19 protein-coding genes are annotated in these 18,452 nt (G+C 75.1%); 11 read left to right on the top strand and 8 right to left on the bottom strand.

Going from position 1 to position 18,452, the window contains the following annotated elements; all coding sequences use genetic code 11:
• Nucleotides 1–206 precede the first annotated feature (206 nt).
• The gene (locus BIV28_RS16265; RefSeq protein ID WP_076263550.1) at nucleotides 207–512 is read left to right on the top strand and encodes a DUF1905 domain-containing protein; all 306 of its coding nucleotides are present in this window, start codon (nucleotides 207–209) and stop codon (nucleotides 510–512) included.
• Nucleotides 509–1,165 (top strand): hypothetical protein, encoded by a 657-nt coding sequence (locus BIV28_RS16270; protein WP_076263552.1) that lies wholly within the window; start codon nucleotides 509–511, stop codon nucleotides 1,163–1,165. Before BIV28_RS16265 ends, BIV28_RS16270 begins: the two co-directional genes overlap by 4 nt.
• An 82-nt stretch (nucleotides 1,166–1,247) precedes the next feature.
• Here the strand turns inward: BIV28_RS16270 and pyrE are convergent, their stop codons facing one another.
• Both pyrE and BIV28_RS16280 read right to left on the bottom strand, forming a co-directional pair.
• Nucleotides 1,248–1,814 (bottom strand): orotate phosphoribosyltransferase, encoded by a 567-nt coding sequence (gene pyrE, locus BIV28_RS16275; RefSeq protein WP_076263553.1) that lies wholly within the window; start codon nucleotides 1,812–1,814, stop codon nucleotides 1,248–1,250.
• Between the two features lie 69 nt (nucleotides 1,815–1,883).
• On the bottom strand, nucleotides 1,884–2,729 hold the full coding sequence (locus tag BIV28_RS16280) for an SDR family NAD(P)-dependent oxidoreductase (protein WP_083707427.1): 846 nt from the start codon (nucleotides 2,727–2,729) through the stop codon (nucleotides 1,884–1,886).
• A gap of 53 nt (nucleotides 2,730–2,782) precedes the next feature.
• Here BIV28_RS16280 and BIV28_RS16285 point away from each other — a divergent pair, with 53 nt between their 5' ends.
• The 4 genes from BIV28_RS16285 (at nucleotide 2,783) to BIV28_RS16300 (ending at nucleotide 5,449) form a co-directional block, all read left to right on the top strand.
• The gene (locus tag BIV28_RS16285) at nucleotides 2,783–3,583 is read left to right on the top strand and encodes an exodeoxyribonuclease III (RefSeq protein ID WP_076263555.1); all 801 of its coding nucleotides are present in this window, start codon (nucleotides 2,783–2,785) and stop codon (nucleotides 3,581–3,583) included.
• Nucleotides 3,580–4,470: an alpha/beta fold hydrolase gene (locus tag BIV28_RS16290; protein ID WP_076263556.1), complete on the top strand. Its 891-nt coding sequence runs from the start codon at nucleotides 3,580–3,582 to the stop codon at nucleotides 4,468–4,470. Before BIV28_RS16285 ends, BIV28_RS16290 begins: the two co-directional genes overlap by 4 nt.
• Before the next feature lie 56 nt (nucleotides 4,471–4,526).
• Nucleotides 4,527–4,880, top strand: coding sequence for a VOC family protein (locus BIV28_RS16295; protein ID WP_076263558.1), 354 nt, complete (start codon nucleotides 4,527–4,529; stop codon nucleotides 4,878–4,880).
• Between the two features lie 167 nt (nucleotides 4,881–5,047).
• A complete protein-coding gene (locus BIV28_RS16300) occupies nucleotides 5,048–5,449 on the top strand; it encodes a hypothetical protein (protein WP_076263559.1) in 402 nt (133 codons plus the stop codon).
• 14 nt (nucleotides 5,450–5,463) lie between these two features.
• Here the strand turns inward: BIV28_RS16300 and BIV28_RS16305 are convergent, their stop codons facing one another.
• From BIV28_RS16305 to BIV28_RS16315, 3 genes are all read right to left on the bottom strand, one after another.
• Nucleotides 5,464–6,441, bottom strand: a complete 978-nt coding sequence (locus BIV28_RS16305; RefSeq protein WP_076263561.1) for a GNAT family N-acetyltransferase — start codon at nucleotides 6,439–6,441, stop codon at nucleotides 5,464–5,466.
• A gap of 166 nt (nucleotides 6,442–6,607) precedes the next feature.
• A complete protein-coding gene (locus BIV28_RS16310; protein ID WP_423221546.1) occupies nucleotides 6,608–8,332 on the bottom strand; it encodes an MFS transporter in 1,725 nt (574 codons plus the stop codon).
• A 14-nt stretch (nucleotides 8,333–8,346) separates the two neighbouring features.
• Entirely contained in the window at nucleotides 8,347–9,054 is a 708-nt protein-coding gene (locus tag BIV28_RS16315; protein ID WP_076263564.1) for an LppX_LprAFG lipoprotein, read from the bottom strand.
• A gap of 121 nt (nucleotides 9,055–9,175) precedes the next feature.
• On the opposite strand from BIV28_RS16315, the gene BIV28_RS16320 reads away from it, so the two are divergent.
• The gene (locus tag BIV28_RS16320; protein ID WP_076263566.1) at nucleotides 9,176–9,853 is read left to right on the top strand and encodes a hypothetical protein; all 678 of its coding nucleotides are present in this window, start codon (nucleotides 9,176–9,178) and stop codon (nucleotides 9,851–9,853) included.
• Nucleotides 9,850–10,452 carry an HAD family hydrolase gene (locus tag BIV28_RS16325; protein WP_076263567.1) on the top strand — a complete coding sequence of 201 codons (603 nt, stop codon included), beginning with the start codon at nucleotides 9,850–9,852 and terminating at the stop codon, nucleotides 10,450–10,452. The genes BIV28_RS16320 and BIV28_RS16325 overlap by 4 nt, the downstream gene beginning before the upstream one ends.
• On the opposite strand, the gene BIV28_RS16330 is transcribed toward BIV28_RS16325, so the two are convergent.
• Nucleotides 10,449–11,912: a sensor histidine kinase gene (locus tag BIV28_RS16330; protein ID WP_207556035.1), complete on the bottom strand. Its 1,464-nt coding sequence runs from the start codon at nucleotides 11,910–11,912 to the stop codon at nucleotides 10,449–10,451. The genes BIV28_RS16325 and BIV28_RS16330 overlap by 4 nt on opposite strands.
• Nucleotides 11,909–12,559 carry a response regulator transcription factor gene (locus BIV28_RS16335; RefSeq protein ID WP_076263569.1) on the bottom strand — a complete coding sequence of 217 codons (651 nt, stop codon included), beginning with the start codon at nucleotides 12,557–12,559 and terminating at the stop codon, nucleotides 11,909–11,911. The genes BIV28_RS16330 and BIV28_RS16335 overlap by 4 nt, the downstream gene beginning before the upstream one ends.
• Before the next feature lie 105 nt (nucleotides 12,560–12,664).
• On the opposite strand from BIV28_RS16335, the gene BIV28_RS16340 reads away from it, so the two are divergent.
• The 3 genes from BIV28_RS16340 to BIV28_RS16350 are packed head-to-tail and all read left to right on the top strand — an operon-like array spanning nucleotide 12,665 to nucleotide 15,724.
• Nucleotides 12,665–13,885: a LolA family protein gene (locus BIV28_RS16340; RefSeq protein WP_076263570.1), complete on the top strand. Its 1,221-nt coding sequence runs from the start codon at nucleotides 12,665–12,667 to the stop codon at nucleotides 13,883–13,885.
• Nucleotides 13,882–14,850 carry an ABC transporter ATP-binding protein gene (locus BIV28_RS16345; protein WP_083707428.1) on the top strand — a complete coding sequence of 323 codons (969 nt, stop codon included), beginning with the start codon at nucleotides 13,882–13,884 and terminating at the stop codon, nucleotides 14,848–14,850. Before BIV28_RS16340 ends, BIV28_RS16345 begins: the two co-directional genes overlap by 4 nt.
• Complete coding sequence (locus BIV28_RS16350) at nucleotides 14,843–15,724, top strand: ABC transporter permease (RefSeq protein ID WP_242653086.1); 882 nt, start codon at nucleotides 14,843–14,845, stop codon at nucleotides 15,722–15,724. Before BIV28_RS16345 ends, BIV28_RS16350 begins: the two co-directional genes overlap by 8 nt.
• A 110-nt stretch (nucleotides 15,725–15,834) precedes the next feature.
• Here the strand turns inward: BIV28_RS16350 and clpB are convergent, their stop codons facing one another.
• Nucleotides 15,835–18,396, bottom strand: coding sequence for an ATP-dependent chaperone ClpB (gene clpB / locus BIV28_RS16355; protein WP_076263573.1), 2,562 nt, complete (start codon nucleotides 18,394–18,396; stop codon nucleotides 15,835–15,837).
• Nucleotides 18,397–18,452: the final 56 nt, after the last annotated feature.

Here is an 18,452-nt window from a genome sequence, read left to right on the forward strand (position 1 = left end):
TGAGGGCGTGAGGCGGGACGATCCGTGGCACCGATCCTAGACCGGCGGGCCCCGCGCGTCGGCGGCCTCGGGCGAGGCCCGACGGCTGCGGGACCGGTGCTGCGACGCGGCGGCGGCCGGGCGCGTTCCCGCCGGCCCGACGCGTCGCGCCGCGCCGCGCCGCGGAGTTTCGGCGGGGTGTCGGCGGGCGTCCGTACGCTGCCGGCATGGACGACGCGACGCTCGCCCTCGACTTCACCGCCGAGCTGTGGCGGTGGGAGGCCCAGACCGGCTGGTTCTTCGTCACGGTCCCGCCCGAGGCGTCAGAACGCGTCCGCGAGCGGCCGCGCCCACCGCGCGGCTTCGGCTCGGTGCGGGTGCGCGTCACCGTCGGCGGGTCGAGCTGGGCCACCTCGATCTTCCCCGACGCCTCGCGCGGCGCCTACGTGCTGCCGGTGAAGCAGGCGGTGCGCCGGGCCGAGGGGCTCGGTGAGGGCGACCCGGCCCACGTGCACCTCGAGGTGCTCGAGTGAGCCCCGACGAAAGCCCTGCCGCCAACCGGGTCACGCCGTTCGGCGAGGTCGTGGCGGCGCCGGGCCGCGGGTCGTGGATGGGCAACCGCGGCCGGCTGCACGAGGGGGCCGGCACCCGCCAGGTGCGTCGCCACCACGTCGGACGCGCGTGGATCACGTGCGCGCTCGCCTTCCGCGACCGCCGCGTCGAGCAGTGGCACCCGGGCCGCTACACGCCGCTGTTCTTCCTCGACGAGGCCGTGGCGCTCGCGGCCGGGCACCGGCCCTGCGCCGAGTGCCGGCGCGCCGACTTCGTCCGGTTCCGCGACCTCGTCGCCGCCGGCGTCGGGGTCGAGCGGCTCGCCGCCCCTGATCTCGACCGGCTGCTCCACGAGGAGCGCTGGGACTCCCGCCACCGCACCCGGCGGCTGCACGCCGCCCCGTGGGCCGACCTGCCCGACGGCGCGTTCGTCGTGCTCGACGCCGGCCCGGCCCGGGTCGCCGGCGACGCCGTCGTGCCGTGGCGCCCCGACAACAGCTACGCGCCGGCCGGACAGTCGCTCGCTCGCCCCTCCCGCGGCACGGCGACCGTGCTGACCCCGCCCTCGAGCCTCGACGCGCTGCGGCGCGGGTACCCCGTCCAGGTCGGGGCGCCCGAGCCGCAGCACGCCTGACGCGACAGTCGACCGCCACCTCCCCGAAGCGCCGACCACTCGGAGCCGGGCACCGAGATGGTCGCGTGGGAGGCCTTGCGGCTCAGGCGAGCCCGAGGTCCTCGAGGGTGTAGACGAAGCGGTACTCGACGCCGGCCTCGGCGGTGATGCGCTCGCCGGCGCCGGTGGCGCGGTCGGCGATCGTCGCGACGGCCACGGGGTTGCCGCCGTCCTCGCGGACCGCCTTGACGGCCTCGAGCGGCGAGGCGCCGGTCGTCGTCGTGTCCTCGACGACGAGCACGTCGCGGCCCGTGACCGACGGGCCCTCGATCCGCTGCTGGAGGCCGTGGGCCTTGCCCGCCTTGCGCACGACGAACGCGTCGAGCCGCTCACCGGCCGCGGACGCGGCGTGCAGCATCGAGGTGGCGACCGGGTCGGCGCCGAGCGTCAGGCCGCCGACGGCGTCGAAGGAGAGGTCCTTGACGAGGTCGCGCATGACGACGCCGACGAGCGGCGCGGCCTCACCGTCGAGGGAGATGCGGCGCAGGTCGACGTAGTAGTCGGCCTCCTTGCCCGAGGACAGGGTGACGCGTCCGTGGACGATGGCCTTGTCCTTGATGATCTCGAGGAGGCGGGCGCGGGCGGTGGCGATGTCGGGCGTCTCGGTCACGCCCTCGATCGTAGGGCCCGGCGCCGGAGACCGACGCCGGGGCTCACGGCGCGGGCCGCGCGCCCGGCCTCAGTCGCCGCGGCGGCTCGGCAGCTTCGTGCTGCGCAGCTGGGCCCGCACGAGGGGCCGAGGCAGCATGCGCAGCAGCGTCGACACGGCCTTGTACTGCAGACCGGGCACCGACACGACGCGGCCGCGCGCGACGTCGTCGAGGCAGTCGGCGACGAGGCGGTGCGCGTCGAGCCACATGAACTTCGGGCCCGGGCTCGAGATGCCGGCCCGCTGCTGGAACTCGGTCGAGGTGAAGCCCGGGCAGAGCGCCGTGGCGGTGACCCCGGTGCCGGCGAGGTCCCCCGCCAGGCCCTCGGTGAAGACGGTGACCCACGACTTGGCGGCCGAGTACGTGCCCGAGGCGAGCCAGCCGGCCACCGACGACACGTTGACGACCGCACCGTGGCCGCGCCCGACCATGGCCCGCGCACCGGCGTGCGAGAGCACGAGGACGGCCCGGGTCAGCACGTCGAACATCCGCTCCTCGTCGGCGAGGTCGTTGCGCAGGAACCGGCCGCGCAGCCCGTAGCCGGCGTTGTTGACGAGCAGGTCGACGGGCCGGTCGGGGTCGGACAGCCGGTCGGCGACGCGCTGGAGGGCCGCGCGGTCGGACAGGTCGGCGGTGAGCACCTCGACGTCCGCTCCCCCGCGTCGCAGCACGGCGGCGAGCTCCTCGAGCCGGGCGGTGTCGCGCGCGACGAGCACGAGGTCGTGGCCGCGACCGGCGAGCTGCACCGCGAACTCCCGGCCGATGCCGGCGCTGGCACCCGTGACGAGGGCGGTGGGACGCGTCGGACGCTCCGGGCGCTCCGGACGCGCTGGGAGCGTCGGGCCGGACGCGTCGGCGGCTGTGGGCTCGGTCATGCGGCACACCCTAGGCACCACGCGGCTGCCCTGTCCCTCTAGGGTGTCCGACCATGCGAGTCGCCACGTGGAACGTCAACTCCATCCGCTCCCGCATCGACCGGGTGGAGGCGTGGCTCGAGCGCACCGGCGTCGACGTGCTCGCGATCCAGGAGACGAAGGCCCGCGAGGACCAGTTCCCGTTCGAGCGGTTCGCGGCCCTCGGGTACGAGGTGGCCCATCACGGGCTGAACCAGTGGAACGGCGTCGCCATCGTCTCGCGCGTCGGCCTCGACGACGTCACGGTCGGCTTCGAGGGCATGCCCGGCTGGGGCGAGCCGGTGGCCCCGGAGGCGCGCGCCATCGGCGCCACGTGCGGCGGCGTGCGGATCTGGTCGCTCTACGTCCCCAACGGTCGCTCGCTCGACGACCCGCACCTGACGTACAAGCTCGACTGGCTCGGCGCACTGGCGCAGGCCGGACGCGGGTGGCTCGCGAGCGACCCGGAGGCGCGGATCGCCCTGCTCGGCGACTGGAACATCGCCCCGACCGACGCCGACGTGTGGAGCGTCGAGTACTACGCGGACAAGACCCACACCTCACCCGGCGAGCGCGCGGCCTTCCAGGGCGTGCTCGACGCGGGGTTCGCCGACGTCGTGCGCCCGCACACCTCCGAGCCGGGCACCTTCACGTACTGGGACTACACGCAGCTGCGCTTCCCGAAGCGCCAGGGCATGCGCATCGACTTCGCGCTGTGCTCGCCGGCCCTGGCCCGACGCGTCGTCGGCGCGGCCATCGACCGCGAGGAGCGCAAGGGCAAGGGGGCCTCCGACCACGCCCCGGTCGTCTTCGAGGTCGAGGGGGTGGACGCGTGAGGCGCCACGACCGCCGGGGCATCGTCACGCCCGACGGCGCCGTGCTGTCGGTGCACACCCACGCCCACCCGGACCTGCCGGCCGACGCGCCGACGCTCGTGCTGGCCCACGGCTGGGCCGTCAACCACGAGAGCTGGCTGCCGGTCGTCGAGGAGCTCGCCGACGAGCCGGTGCGCGTCGTGCTGTGGGACCAGCGCGGGCACGGTCGCTCGACGATCGGGCTGCGGCGGGCCGAGATGTCGTCGGTGTCGGTCGAGCACACCGGGCGCGACCTCGACACCGTGCTGCGCACCGTCGTGCCGGCGGCCTCGCCGGTCGTCCTCGCCGGGCACTCGATGGGCGGCCTGACCGTCATGGCCCTGGCCGAGCAGCGGCCCGACCTCTTCGGGACCCGGGTGCGCGCCGCCCTGCTCGTGGCCACGGCGGCCTCGGGCGTCGCGCTCGGCGAGCGGACCGGCGAGGCGGCCGTGATGCGGATGGCCGCGCGTGGCCTGCCCCTGCCGCCCGGCGGCAACGGGCGCATCCGGGCCCTTGTCGGCGGCCTCTTCGGCGAGAACCCCGACCCGGACGCCGTCGAGACGGCGCGGGCCCAGGTCGCCGCGACGAAGCTCGCGACGTTCGGCGCCTTCTACGGCGCGCTGCTGACGGCCGACCAGAGCGCCGGCTTCCTCGGCCTCGAGCGCGTCCGGCTCGGCATCGTCGCCGGCCGGCTCGACCCGCTCATGCCCGTGGCGCGGGCCCACGCCCTGCGCGTCGCCCTGCCCCACGCGACCTTCACCGAGCTGCCGCACGCGGGGCACATGCTGCCGTGGGAGGCGACCGACGTCGTCGCCGACGAGGTCCGCGACCTGCTCGCCGAGCTGCGCGCCCGCCCCGCGTCGGCCTGACCCTCGAGCCACGCACGGCAGGTGCGTGAGGCTCGCGCCGTGGGAGGCTGTGGGCCATGGAACGCGTCTCGGGCATCGGCGGGATCTTCCTCAGGGCGACCGACCCGGAGGCCCTGGCCGCCTGGTACCGCGAGGGCCTCGGGCTCGACCTCGGGGAGCACGGCGTCTGGCTCCAGGAGCCCGGACCCACGGTGTTCGCGACGTTCGAGCACGGCAGCGACTACCTCGGGTCGGCCGATCAGCGGGTCATGCTCAACTTCCGGGTGGCCGACCTCGACGCCATGCTCGCCCAGCTGCGCTCGCGCGGGGCAGCCGTCGCCGAGGAGACCGAGGAGATGGACGGCGTCGGGCGGTTCGGCTGGGTCACCGACCCCGAGGGCAACCGCATCGAGCTCTGGCAGCGGTCCTGACCGGCCCCGGGCTCGCGCACCACTGAGCCCGACGCGTCCGGCAAAGGCCCAGCGAGTTCACAGGATGCTCTGACACGACGGCCAGCCGGGAGGAGGCTGGTGGGGCCGCGAAGGAGGGGAGGCGGCCGGCTCGGGGACCAACCAGTGGACTCGGAAGGTGGTTCCTCATGAAACGCACACGGACCGCGCTCGTCCTCGGTGCATCCCTCGCGGTGCTGACGCCCGTCGCGGCGTCGACCGCCTCGGCGGCCGGCGGGCCGCTGGCCGGGACGTGGTCCTCGGTCGACACCGACGGCAGCAACCAGACCCTCTACGTCATGGGCACGGGCTCCCACGCCTACGCCATGGTCTACGTCGACGACGCCGCGACCGGGGCGTGCGGCGGCTCCCCCGCCAAGGTCACCGGGCCCGGCTACACCTTCGGTGACGACGTCGTCATGGTCGGCGCCCTGACGTGCACGCCGGGCGGCAACCCGTTCCGGACCCGCATCGCGCTCACCTACACCTACGACGGCGCGAGCGACACCCTGAGCGACGGCTTCGGGATCGTCTGGCAGCGGACGTCCTGACGCCCGGCGGGCTCCTAGGGTCGGAGGCGCTTCTGCAGGAGCACCTCCGACTCGACCGGGACGAAGCCGAGCCCGCGGTTGATCGCGTGCATCCAGACGTTCTGGTCGTCGCTGCTCGTGCGCACCCGCAGCCCCGCCCGACGCTGCCGGGCGGCGTGCATCGAGGCCACCTTGACCGCTCGGCCCAGCCCCCGGCCGCGGTGCGGGCCCAGCACGAGCGTGCCCTCCACCTGCGCCGCGCGGGGCGACCCGTCGGCCGGGAGCAGCAGACAGGTCCAGGCCGCCACGGCTCCCCCGCCGTCCAGGGCCACGGCCTCGACGGCGGTCCTGCCCTGCACCGCCCAGAGCGCGATCTCCTGCGCGTACTCCTCCTCCGACACCGGCGTCGCCTCCCAGGCGAGCTCGCCGTTCGGGGCCTCCGCGTCGACGAGCCCCTTGAGGACGCCGACCTCGCCGCGCAGCGGCACCGGGACGCCGTCGACGTGCGTTGAGACCGTGTAGCCCTGCGGCACAGCGGGTTCGGGCAGGTCGGCCCGGTCGAGGTCGAGCTCGACGACGGTCTCGTCGGTGGCCCGCACGTACCCGAGCCCCGCTGCGAAGCCCTCGACGAGGCTGTCGACCGCGACCCGGGTGGGCCGGTAGGCGCTCGCGACGAGCCGGCCGACGGACCCCGGGCTCGCGGCCTCCGTGGCGCGGGCGAGCGCCGAGCCGACGCCCCGACGCTGGCGGTCCGGGAGCACGTGCACGTCGACCCACGTCGTGTCGGGGGTGTCGTCGGCCGTCGCCGAGCTCGCCATGCCGACGAGCACCTCCCCGTCGAAGGCCCCCACGATCCGGCGCTGCCAGCCGTTGCGCGCCTGCCACGCCGCGAGGCGAGCCTCCCGCGCGAGCGGCACCCAGCCGTGACGGACGGCCCGGGTCGCCGCGCACTCGACGTCGTAGGCCTGCCCGAGCGCGCGGACGTCGGTCAGGTCCAGCCGGCGTAGGTCCATCCGGCGAACCTAGGCCACCCCAGCCTCGCGGGCGACCGTGTTTCCCGACACCGGCCGACGACCGTTGGTCCACGACGCCGTCCTCCGGCGGCCCGAATCGCGGCGTGTCGCGGCTGGGCGTGCACCAATGGTCGTCCGACCGTGCGCCTCGCGCCGCCGCACGGGTTCAGAGGCCGACCGGACGCGGGTCGGCCGCCGTCGCGGACCGGCCGCCGGTGCGCGTCGTGCCGAGCGTCGCCGCGACGAGGGCCGCGACGCCCGCGGCGACCGCTCCCCCGAGGAAGACCGTCTGCACCTGGACGACCCCGGCCGCGAGAAGGGCCTGGGTGTCGAGCGGGTCGGGCAGGTGCCGCACGGCCTCGTAGTAGCGCGCCAGGCCGATCGAGGTGAGCAGCGCGAGGCCGACGACCATGCCGACCATCCGCGCGACGACGACGAGCGAGCTGGCGACGCCGTGGGCGTCCGAGGGCGCGTCGGCGAGGGCGGCGTCGTTGACGGGCGCCAGCGCGAGCCCGACGCCGAGCCCGACGAGGACGAGCACGAGCGTCGTCGGGACCGGGTCGACGACCGACTCGAGGGTCCAGCGCGACATGAGCGCGAGGCCCGCGGCCGCGAGGGCCAGCCCCACGGCCGCGACCGCGCCGTCGCCGAGCCGGCGCAGAGACCAGCCGCCGAGGAGCGCCCCCACCGGGACGGCGAGGAGGAAGCGGACGAGCACGAGGGCCGCACCCGTCTCGTCGTAGGTGTCGGTGAGGCGCGCGAGGAGCGGCACGTCGACGACGACCGCCACGAGCGCCGCCCCGACGAGCAGGCTCACGAGGTAGGCGCGCAGCCCCCGCGATCCGACGACGCCACGGGGCACGAGCGGGTCGCGCGCGACGCGGTGCCACACCGCGAGCAGCACGAGGGCCAGGGCCCCGACCGGCAGGAGGCGGTAGCCGAGCGGGCCGACGACCTCCTTCTCGGGGTCGGAGGAGGCGAAGGTCAGCACGAGGCTGCCGAGGGCGACGGCGACGAGCGCCGCCCCGACGAGGTCGGCGCGCCGCAGCACCGGCCACCACCGCGGCGCCGTGAGGACGCCGGTGACGAACAGCAGCCCGAGGCCGGTGACCCCGATCGGCGTCAGCACCTTCGAGCTGCCCGCGAACGGCACGAACGGCAGGCCGAGCTGCACGTCGGTGACGAGCGACTCGGGTGCCGCGAGCGCCAGGCCGACGGTCGCGAGCCCGAGCACCGCGGCGACGCCCGCGACGACCGTGACGACGCGTCCGCCGGCGCCCCGACGCGGGGGCGGTGCCGACGTCGTCGGGGCGCCACGCCCCAGCAGGCGGAGCACGACCCACAGCGCCAGCCCGGCGGCGACGTTGGCCCAGAAGATCGCCCGCCAGCCCTGCCACGTGAGGATCACCGCGCCGACCACCGGCCCGAGCACCGAGCCGAGCTCCTGCACCGCACCGACGACACCGAGCGGGGTGCCGCGCCGGTCGGCCGGCCAGAGGTCGGCGACGAGCGCGAGGGTGGCCGGCACGAGGCCGCCGCCCCCGACCCCCTGCAGCACGCGGCCCGTGACGAGCACCGGCATCTCGGTGGCGAGCGCCGTGACGGCCGAGCCCACGACGAAGACGACGAGGCAGGCCAGCAGGATGCGACGCCGGTCGAGCAGGTCGGACAGGCGCCCGATGAGCGGCAGCACCGCGACGTAGCCGAGGAGGAACCCCGAGATGATCGGCGTGGCCCGCTGGAGCGCGTCGATGCCGATGCCGACGCCGGCCATCATGTCGGTCAGCGCGAGGACGACGACGTAGGTGTCGGCGGCGGCGAGGGCGACGGCCGCCGAGGCGACTGTCAGCAGCGCGAGCCGGTGGCGGGGCGGCGAGGCTGGCACGGGCAGCGGTCCGCGGGTGCTCAGGGCTTGGTGATGGTGACGGGCTGGCCGTACTTGTCCAGCGCCAGCGTGTACGTCGAGCTCGTACCGGCACCGAAGAACGGCCCGGTGAGCGTGACGGTGCGCAGCTCCTGGGCGTCGGTCAGCCCGTAGGAGACCTGGTAGGTGCCGGAGCGGTCGCCGATCTGGAAGAGGTCGACGACGGCCGCGCCGGGTAGCGTGCCGCTGACGGTCGTCAGCACGTCGGCGCCCTGGCGCACCTGCTTGCCGACGGCCGGGTTCTGGGTCTTGGTCAGCAGCGTCGTCAGGCCCTGGTCGGCCGAGAAGAGCGTGGCCGGGTCGGGCAGGCCGAACGCCTTGGGGTCGATCTTGTTCGTGCCGGGCACGAGCGGGAGCTTGGCGTAGACCTCGCCGCCGACCGAGGTGATCTCGGCGTCGGCCTGGATGCCCTTGAGCGCGACCTTGAAGGTGCCCTTGAACGCCGGCGGGTGGGCGCCCCACCCGTCGGCCGAGACGATGCCGCTGGCCCCGTCGGGCAGTCCCGAGCTGGTGAGGGCCAGGTGCACCGACGGCGCGGCGTCGACCTTGGTCTTCGCCGCGGCGAGGCGCTGGGCCGGGGACAGCGAGGTCTCGGCCGGGCCGGGGCTGTCGCCGCTCGAGCACGACGCAGCGGTGACGACGCAGAGGGCCGACAGCACGGCGGCGGCGAACCTTCGGGTGGCGAGCATGCGCGTCAGGCTAACGGGTCGGGACGGCAGGACTCGGCTCCACGACGCGATTGCGGGTATGGCTAGGGTCGATGGACCCCGACGACGGGACCTGCCCGTCGTCCAGACGAAGGAGCACACCATGGCCCTCCTGGGAGTCGTCCTCCTGCTGCTCGGGATCGGCGCCGGCGCCACGGCGTTCGTCGCCGCCCGGTCGACCGCCGCGACGCTCACCGTGACCGCGTTCGGTTTCTCGCGCAACGCCACGGCCCTCGAGCTCGTCGCGTACGGCGCGATCGCCCTGCTCCTCTTCGCCCTCGGGTGGGCGCTGCTGGCCAGGTCGGCCCGTCGCCGCGCCCGCTCGCGGCGCGAGGAACGTGACGCGGCCCGGCTGGCCGAGGTGCAGGACACCGCCGAGGCGGACCGGCTCGAGCACGAGCGCCGCTTCGAGGAGGCCGGCCTGCGCGACGACGACCTCCGCCGCCGCGAGGACCAGCTCGCCGCACGGCACGAGGGGCTCGACACCCGCGAGGCCGAGCTCGAGCGCCGCGAGGCCGAGTGGCGCGAGCGCGAGGGCCCGTCGCGCGCCGACGTCGTGACCGGTCGGGCCGAGGGCAGCGTCGCCGATGGCACGGCGCGCTGGGCCGAGGAGCCCGGCGCCTCGGCCGGCTCGGTCCCGCGCCCGCCGGAGACCCGCACCGGCCGACGCGTCCCGACCCGCGGCGACGCCGGCGGGGAGCCGGGCGCGGCCGACCCCTACGACACGACGGGCGATTCGACCACGGAGCTGCCGGCGACGGACCGCGGCACGCGCGCGTGAGGGAGCACGCCGCCTACGTCTTCGACCTCGACGGCGTCGTCCGCGACTTCTCCGCGGGCGACGCCGCCCCGATGATCGAGGCGGCGCTCGGCCTGCCCGGCGGCTCGGTCGCCGCGACGGCGTTCCGGCCCGACCTGCTCGTCCCGACGATCACCGGCCGGCGCTCCTTCGACGAGTGGTATGCCTCGATCTGCCTCGCCCTCGAGGAGGTCGTGCCCGAGCCGGAGAGGGTGCGCGAGCACATGCAGGCGTGGCGGGCCCACCGCGGCTCGCCGGTGCCCGAGTCGGTCGAGCGGCTCGAGACCCTCCGCGCCGGCGGCCACCGCACGTACCTGTTCACCAACGGCACCGACCTCGTGCCGCGCGAGCTCGAGGTGCTCGGCCTCGCCCACCTCTTCGACGGCGTCGTCAACAGCGCCGAGCTCGGGGTGGCCAAGCCCGACCCCGACGCGTTCGCCGCGGCCCACGCCGCGCTCGAGCGCGACCTCGGCCGGAGCCTGCCGCGCGGCGAGGTGTGGTTCACCGACGACCGACGCGACAACGTCGATGCGGCCCGCGAGTTCGGTTGGGACGCAGAGCTGTTCACGCTCCGGCACTAGTCACGCGGGTCGCGCGGGTCGCGCACCTCGGCGGGGAGGCTGACGACCGCCCGGACTCCCGGCCCGGCGTCCTCGAGCCGCACGTCGCCGCCCCAGCGGCGCACGAGGGCCCGGGTGATGGGAAGGCCCAGGCCCGTGCCGCCGCTGTCGCGGTCTCGGGCCTCGTCGAGCCGGGTGAAGCGGTCGAAGACGCGCTCGCGGTCGGCCTCCCCGACGCCGTGGCCGTCGTCGGTGACGACGACCTCGACCCGGTGGCCCACGACCGACGCATCGAGGGTCACCGCCGTGCGCGCGTGGCGCACCGCGTTGTCGACGAGGTTGGTCAGGGCCCGCGTCAGGTCCGCGGCGGCGACCCGGGCCTCGACGGGCCCGCCGCCGGCGCCGGGCCGGGTCCGGACGGGCACCCGCGCGGAGCCGTACCGCGCCGCGACGTCACGGACGAGCGCGGCGACGTCGACCGTCGACGCCGGCCGCGCGGACGCCGCGGAGGGTGACACGCCGTCGTCGGTCCGGGCGAGCAGGAGCAGGTCGTCGACGAGCGTCGCGAGCTGGTCGACGTCGGGCAGCACCTCGGCCGGGAGGCGTCCACCCTCCCCGAGCCGCTGGGCCACCTCGAGCTGGGTGCGCATGCTCGCGAGCGGGCTGCGCAGCTCGTGGGCGGCGTCGGCGACGAACGCCCGCTGCCTGCGTCGGGCGGTGGCGATGCGGTCGAGCATCGCGTTGAGCGTCGTGGCGAGGGCGCTGACCTCGTCGTCGCTCGGCGGCACGGGCAGCCGCTCGCCCTCCGACGAGGCGTCGTCGATGCGCTCGGCGCCGCGGCGCAGGGCCTCGACCGGCGCGAGCGCGGCCCCGATGACGCGCCAGGCGATGACGGCGAGGGCCGCGAGGAGCAGCGGGAAGATCGCGAGGAGCAGCAGGCGCACCGTGCGGGCGCTCTGCTCGATGTCGGCGGTCGGGGCGGCGGCGACGACGGTGTACGCGCGTCCCGCGCCGGTGGCCGGCCCGGCGGCCACCGCGGCGACCTGCAGCTGCCCGGCCAGCCCCGAGCGGCTGCCCGGCACGACGACGGGCTCGCCGGCCAGGGCACGCCGGCGCTCGTCGTCGGTGACGAGGGCGGTGAGCCGGTCGGCGGTCACCGAACCGCTGACGACCCGGCCGCGGGCGTCGAGCACCTGCAGCACCTGGGCGCCCGACACCGGCACCGGGTCGGGCACGCGTCCGGCGTCGACGAGCAGCGCCACCTGCTCGGCGCTCGCCCGGGCCGCCGACTCGACCGAGCGCGACAGCGACCCGGTGAGCACGACGTAGAGCAGCACCCCGCCGATGACGAGCGCGCCGGCCACCCCGACGAGCCCGACGAGCATGAGGCGCCCGCGCAGCCCGAGCCGCGCGAACCGGGACCCCAGCCGGTGCAGCCGGGGCGGCCGGGGCGGCCTGGCGTCGGGGCGGGCCTCGGTCACCGGGCCATCCGATACCCGGCGCCGCGGACGGTCTCGATGCGGGCCCGGCCGAGCTTGCGCCGCAGGTAGCCGACGTAGACCTCGACGACGTTGGGGTCATCGAGCCCGCCCCAGACCCGGTCGAGCAGCTCCTCCTTGGGCACGACGGCGGTGTCGGCCCGCATGAGGTGCTCGAGCAGGAGGAACTCGCGCGGCGCGAGGGCCACCTCGGCGCCCTCGACCTCGACGCGTCGGGTGGCGGGGTCGAGCGTCACCCCGGCGCGGCGCAGCAGCACCGGGCGCGGGGCCGGGTCGCGGCGCAGCAGCGCGCGCAGCCGGGCGACGAGGACGACGAAGGAGAACGGCTTGGTCAGGTAGTCGTCGGCGCCGTAGTCGAGGCCGTCCGCCTCGTCGTACTCCCCGTCCTTGGCGGTCAGGAGCAGGACCGGCACCCAGTTCTCCTCCTCGCGCAGGGTGCGCACGACGGTGTAGCCCGACATGCTGGGCAGCATGACGTCGAGGACGACGACGTCGTAGCCGCCGAAGCGCGCAGCCTCGAGACCGGCGACGCCGTCGGCGACGTGGTCGACGACGAAGCCCTCCGCGCCCAGCCCGCGCACGAGCGCCGACGCCATCCGCGCCTCGTCCTCGACCAGCAGCACCCGCACACGGCCACCCTGCCACGCCCGACACGTCGGGCACCTCCCTGCGGGCGAGCCCACGCCGGAAGGCTTCTCAGCCGGTTCTCAGCCCGCACGTCGCACGATGGCTCCATGAGCATCTTCACCGAACACCCTGCCGCCCGCTGGGGCCTGCCTGCGGCGGCCGTCGGCGTCATCGGCGTCGCGGCCCTGACGATCAACCAGACGGCCTCCGCCGACGCGGGCCTGCCACCGCGCACCGCGATGCAGCTGCTCGCCGACGTGCGCTCGTCCGACGTGTCGAGCCTGTCGGGCACCGTCGTGCAGACCTCCGACCTCGGCATCCCGTCGCTGCCCGGCCTCACAGGAGGCGGCCCGGCCGGTGGGGGCGCGGCCGGTGCCGGCGGTGCGGCGGGCAGCTCGCTCGCCTCGCTCGTCTCGGGCACGCACACGTGGCGCATCTGGGTCGACGGGCCGACGCGTCAGCGGCTGGCTCTCGTCGGCACGAGCGGCGAGTCCGACGTCATCCGCAACGGCTCCGACCTGTGGCTGTGGTCGAGCGCCGACAAGACCGCCGTCCACCACACGCTCGGATCGGGCGACGCCAAGGCGGCCCTCCCCCACCCGAGCGCCAGCCTGCCGGCCGGCGTCCCGCGCACCCCCGACGAGGCGGCCGCCACGGCCCTGGCCGTCATGGGCAAGGACACGACCGTGACGACGTCCGGCACGGCCTCGGTGGCCGGGCGCTCGGCCTACGAGCTCGTCCTGACCCCGAAGGACAAGGCCACGCGCATCGCGTCGGTGCGCATCGCCATCGACGCCGAGAAGCACGTGCCGCTGCGGGTGCGCGTCTACTCGACGAAGCTGTCCAACCCGGCCTTCGAGGTCGGCTTCACAGCCGTCGACTTCTCGCAGCCGGAGGCCCGCCAGTTCACCTTCACCCCGCCCGCCGGCACCACGGTGACCCAGTCCGACGCGCTCGCCCCCAAGGGTGCCGCCGGCACCAACCCCGCTCCGTCCAAGGAGCAGATGGCGGCCGCGGCGAAGGCGGCCGGCGCGATGCGGGTCGTCGGCTCCGGGTGGAGCACCGTCGTCGTCGCCCCGATGCCGACCGACGCGGCCACCGGCGGTTCCGGCTCGGGTTCCAGCTCGGGCTCGGGCTCGGGCTCGGCGTCGAGCGTCGCCAAGCAGCTCCAGACGGTCCTCAAGGCGCTGCCGACGGTGTCCGGTGCGTGGGGCTCGGGCCACGTCCTCGAGGGGACGCTGTTCTCGGCCGTCGTCACCGACGACGGGCGCGTGGCGGTCGGTGCCGTCGGGCCCGACACCCTGTTCGCCGCCCTGGCGGCGAAGTGACCGACGCCCTGACGACGTCGGACCCGGCTCGCGACCGCGACCTCGCGATCGCGAGCCGGGGCCTGACCAAGCGGTTCAAGGGCAGGGCGGCCGTCGACGGCATCGACGTCGAGGTGCCGCGCGGCTCGGTGTACGGCTTCCTCGGGCCGAACGGCTCCGGCAAGACGACGACGATCCGCATGCTGCTCGGCCTCATCCGCCCGAGCGCCGGCACGAGCAGCCTTCTGGGACAACCGGTCCCGGGCGCGGCCCAGCTCGTGCTGCCGCGGGTCGGCGCGCTCGTCGAGGGACCGGCCTTCCACCCGTACCTGTCGGGGCGGGCCAACCTCCGCCGGCTCGACGCCGCCGACCTCACCGCCGACCCGCGGACAACCCGCACCCGCGTCGACGCAGCGCTCGACCGCGTCGGGCTGCTCGCCGCGGCCGACAAGCGCTACCGCGCCTACTCCCTCGGCATGCGCCAGCGGCTCGCCATCGCGGCGGCGCTGCTCGTGCCGCGCGAGCTGCTCGTGCTCGACGAGCCGACCAACGGCCTCGACCCGCAGGGCACCCGCGAGGTGCGCCACCTCGTGGCCTCGCTCGCCTCGGACGGCACGACGGTCTTCGTGTCGAGCCACCTGCTCTCGGAGGTGGAGCAGATGTGCACGCACCTCGGCGTCATGAGCGAGGGACGCCTCGTCGCCCAGGGCTCGACCTCGCAGGTGCGCGGCGGCGCGGCCCCGGTCGCACGCGTCGTCACCGAGCAGCCGGAGGAGGCCGCCCGGATCATGACCGAGCTCGGCGTGCGCTCCGTCGAGCCGGCGGCCGGCGGCGTGCGTGGCGTGCCCGACGGCGTCGCACCGGAGAAGATCGTCGCCGCCCTCGTGCAGGGCGGCGTCGGCGTCAAGGAGTTCACCGTGACGAGCCCGAGCCTCGAGGACCTCTTCGTCGCACTGACCGGGGAGGGTTTCGATGTCAGTGGCTGAGTCCGTCACCCCGCCGCCGGCGGCCGCACCGCCGACGCGTCGCGCGGCCTCGCTGTCGACGCTGCTGTCGACGCGGCTGCTCTGGTCCGAGCTGGGGCTCATCGGCGGCCGGCGCCGCAACCAGATGGGCCTGCTCGTCCTCGCCGCCGTGCCCGTCCTCATGGCCGTGGCCGTGCGGATCTCCTCGCCGCGGGCCGGCCGGGGCCCGGACTTCCTGTCCTCGATCACCTCGAACGGGCTCTTCGTGCCCCTCGCGGCGCTCGGCGTCGAGATGGGCCTGTTTCTGCCACTCGCCATCGCCATGCTCGCCGGCGACTCGGTGGCCGGCGAGGCCAACCTCGGCACGCTGCGCTACCTGCTCACCGTGCCGGTCGGGCGCACCCGGCTCCTCGCCGTCAAGTACGCCTCGCTCGTCGTCGGTGCGCTCTGGGGCGTCGCCGTCGTCACGGTGGCCGGCGCGCTCGCCGGGATCGCCCTCTTCGGCACCGGGCCGATGACGACCCTGTCGGGCACGCAGATCGGCTTCGGCGAGGCGCTCTGGCGCGTCGTCCTCGTGGCGCTCTACGTCGCGGCCGGGCTCGCGGCCCTCGGGGCGGTGGGACTGTTCATCTCGACCCTCACCGAGCAGCCGCTCGCCGCCACGGTCGCGCTCATGATCTTCACGATCCTGTCGTGGATCGCCGACTCGGTGCCGCAGATCTCGTGGCTGCACCCGTGGCTGCTCGTCGACCAGTGGGGCGCGTTCGGCGACCTGCTGCGCGACCCGCCCTTCTGGGACAACATCGCCCGCGGCCTGTGGGTCGACCTCGCCTACGCCGTCGTCTTCTGGCTCTTCGCGTGGGCGCGGTTCTCCGGCAAGGACGTCACGAGCTGAGCCCACACCCGGCCGCACCCACCCCACTTACCCCTCCCTCCCCCATCGAGGGGGCGGGGCCCGCCGACGCTGCGGCGTCGGCGGGCCTGAGGGTGGGCGTCGGTGACGGGTCAGGACAGGACCAGCTGGTCCCCCGACGCGTCGAGGTCGACCGTGACGGTCTGGCCGTCGTGCACCTCGCCGGCGAGGAGGCTGCGGGCCAGCCGGTCGCCGATCTCGCGCTGGACGAGCCGGCGCAGGGGCCGGGCGCCGTAGGCCGGGTCGTAACCGCGCTCGGACAGCCAGCGCCGCGCCGCGTCGGTGACCTCGAGCGCGATGCGGCGGTCGCCGAGGCGTGCCGCGAAGGCCCGCACCTGGAGGTCGACGATGTGCGCGAGGTCGTCCTGGCTCAGCGCGTCGAAGACGACGACCTCGTCGAGCCGGTTGAGGAACTCCGGCTTGAACGCGGCCCGCACGACCGCCATGACCTCGTCGCGCTTCTGCTCCGGGGAGAGCAGCGGGTCGACGAGGTACTGCGAGCCGAGGTTGGAGGTCAGCACGAGGATGACGTTGCGGAAGTCGACGGTGCGGCCCTGGCCGTCGGTGAGGCGGCCGTCGTCGAGCACCTGCAGGAGGATGTCGAAGGTCTCCGGGTGGGCCTTCTCGACCTCGTCGAGCAGCACGACCGAGTAGGGCCGGCGCCGGACGGCCTCGGTGAGCTGGCCGCCCTCCTCGTAGCCGACGTAGCCGGGCGGGGCACCGATGAGGCGGGCCACGGCGTGCCGCTCGGAGTACTCCGACATGTCGATGCGCACCATGGCGCGCTCGTCGTCGAAGAGGAAGTCGGCCAGGCTCTTGGCCAGCTCGGTCTTGCCGACGCCGGTGGGGCCGAGGAAGAGGAAGCTGCCGGTGGGCCGGTCGGGGTCGGACACGCCGGCGCGGGTGCGGCGGACGGCGTCGGACACGGCGCGGACAGCCTCGGCCTGGCCGATGAGGCGGGCACCGAGGTGCTGCTCCATGTGCAGGAGCTTCTCCGACTCGCCCTCGAGCAGGCGCCCGGCGGGGATGCCGGTCCAGGCCGAGATGACGTCGGCGATGTCGTCGGCGCCGACCTCCTCCTTGACCATCGGCGCCTCGTCGGACGCGGTGGCCGTGGCCTCGCGCTCCTGCGCCTCGGCCAGCTGCTTCTCGAGCGTCGGGATGTCGCCGTAGAGGATCTTCGACGCGGCACCGAGGTCGCCCTCGCGCTGGAGCCGGTCGGCCTGGGTGCGCAGGTCCTCGACGCGGGCCTTGAGGTCGCCGACGGCGTTGAGGCCCGACTTCTCGGCCTCCCACCGGGCGTTGAGCGCGGCGAGCTCCTCGGTGCGGTCCGCGAGGTCCCGGCGCAGGCGCTCGAGGCGGTCACGCGAGGCGGCGTCGGTCTCCTGCTCGAGGGCGAACTCCTCCATCTTGAGCCGGTCGACGGCACGGCGCAGCTCGTCGATCTCGACCGGGCTGCTGTCGATCTCCATGCGCAGCCGCGAGGCGGCCTCGTCGATGAGGTCGATGGCCTTGTCGGGCAGCTGGCGGCCGCTGATGTACCGGTCGGACAGCGACGCGGCCGCGACGAGCGCGGAGTCGGCGATCGTCACCTTGTGGTGCGCCTCGTAGCGCTCCTTGAGGCCGCGGAGGATGGCGATGGTGTCCTCGACCGACGGCTCGCCGACGAAGACCTGCTGGAAGCGTCGCTCGAGGGCGGCGTCCTTCTCGATGTGCTGGCGGTACTCGTCGAGCGTCGTCGCGCCGACGAGGCGCAGCTCACCGCGTGCCAGCATCGGCTTGAGCATGTTGCCGGCGTCCATGGCGCCCTCGCCGCCGGCTCCCGCGCCGACGACGGTGTGGATCTCGTCGATGAAGGTGACGATCTGGCCGTCGCTGCCCTGGATCTCCTCGAGGACGGCCTTGAGGCGCTCCTCGAACTCGCCGCGGTACTTCGCGCCGGCGAGCATCGAGCCGAGGTCGAGGCTGTAGAGCGTCTTGTCGCGCAGGCTCTCGGGCACGTCGCCCTCGACGATGCGCTGGGCCAGGCCCTCGACGACGGCGGTCTTGCCGACGCCGGGCTCGCCGATGAGGACGGGGTTGTTCTTCGTGCGACGGCTCAGCACCTGCACGACGCGGCGGATCTCGGCGTCACGGCCGATGACCGGGTCGAGCTTGCCCTCGCGGGCCCGGGCCGTGAGGTCGGTGCCGTACTTGGCCAGGGCCTCGAAGGTGCCCTCGGGGTTGTCGGAGGTGACCGGGCGGCCGCCGCGCAGCTCGGGGATGGCCTTCTCGACCGCGTCGGCGTCGAGGCCGAACTGCCCGGTGCGGGCGAGCGCGAGCAGCAGGTGGTCGGTGGACACGTAGGTGTCGCCCATGGCGGTCATGTACTGCTGCGCCTGGGACAGCAGGCGGCCCATCGCGGGCGCGAGCGGCGGCTGCTGGGTGCCGCCGGTGACCTGCGGCATGGCGGCCATGGCCTTCTCGGCGGCCTGCGTGGCCGCGGCCACGGACGAGCCCCCGGCCGTGAGCAGCGCGGGGGTCGTGGTGCCGGACTGGGCTGCCAACGCGAGCAGCAGGTGAGCCGGCTCGATGTTCGGGTGGTGCTTGCCGGTCGCGGTGGTCGCGGCCTGGGCGAAGGCCTCCTGAGCCTTGTTGGTCAGCTGTAGGTCCATGTGTTCTCCTGTGACGTGCGGGGGTCAAGCGGTCGATTCACTGGGGACAACTGCGA

Origin of the sequence: Intrasporangium flavum, from assembly GCF_001956915.1 — a bacterium.
In the GTDB taxonomy this organism is placed as follows: domain Bacteria; phylum Actinomycetota; class Actinomycetes; order Actinomycetales; family Dermatophilaceae; genus Monashia; species Monashia flava.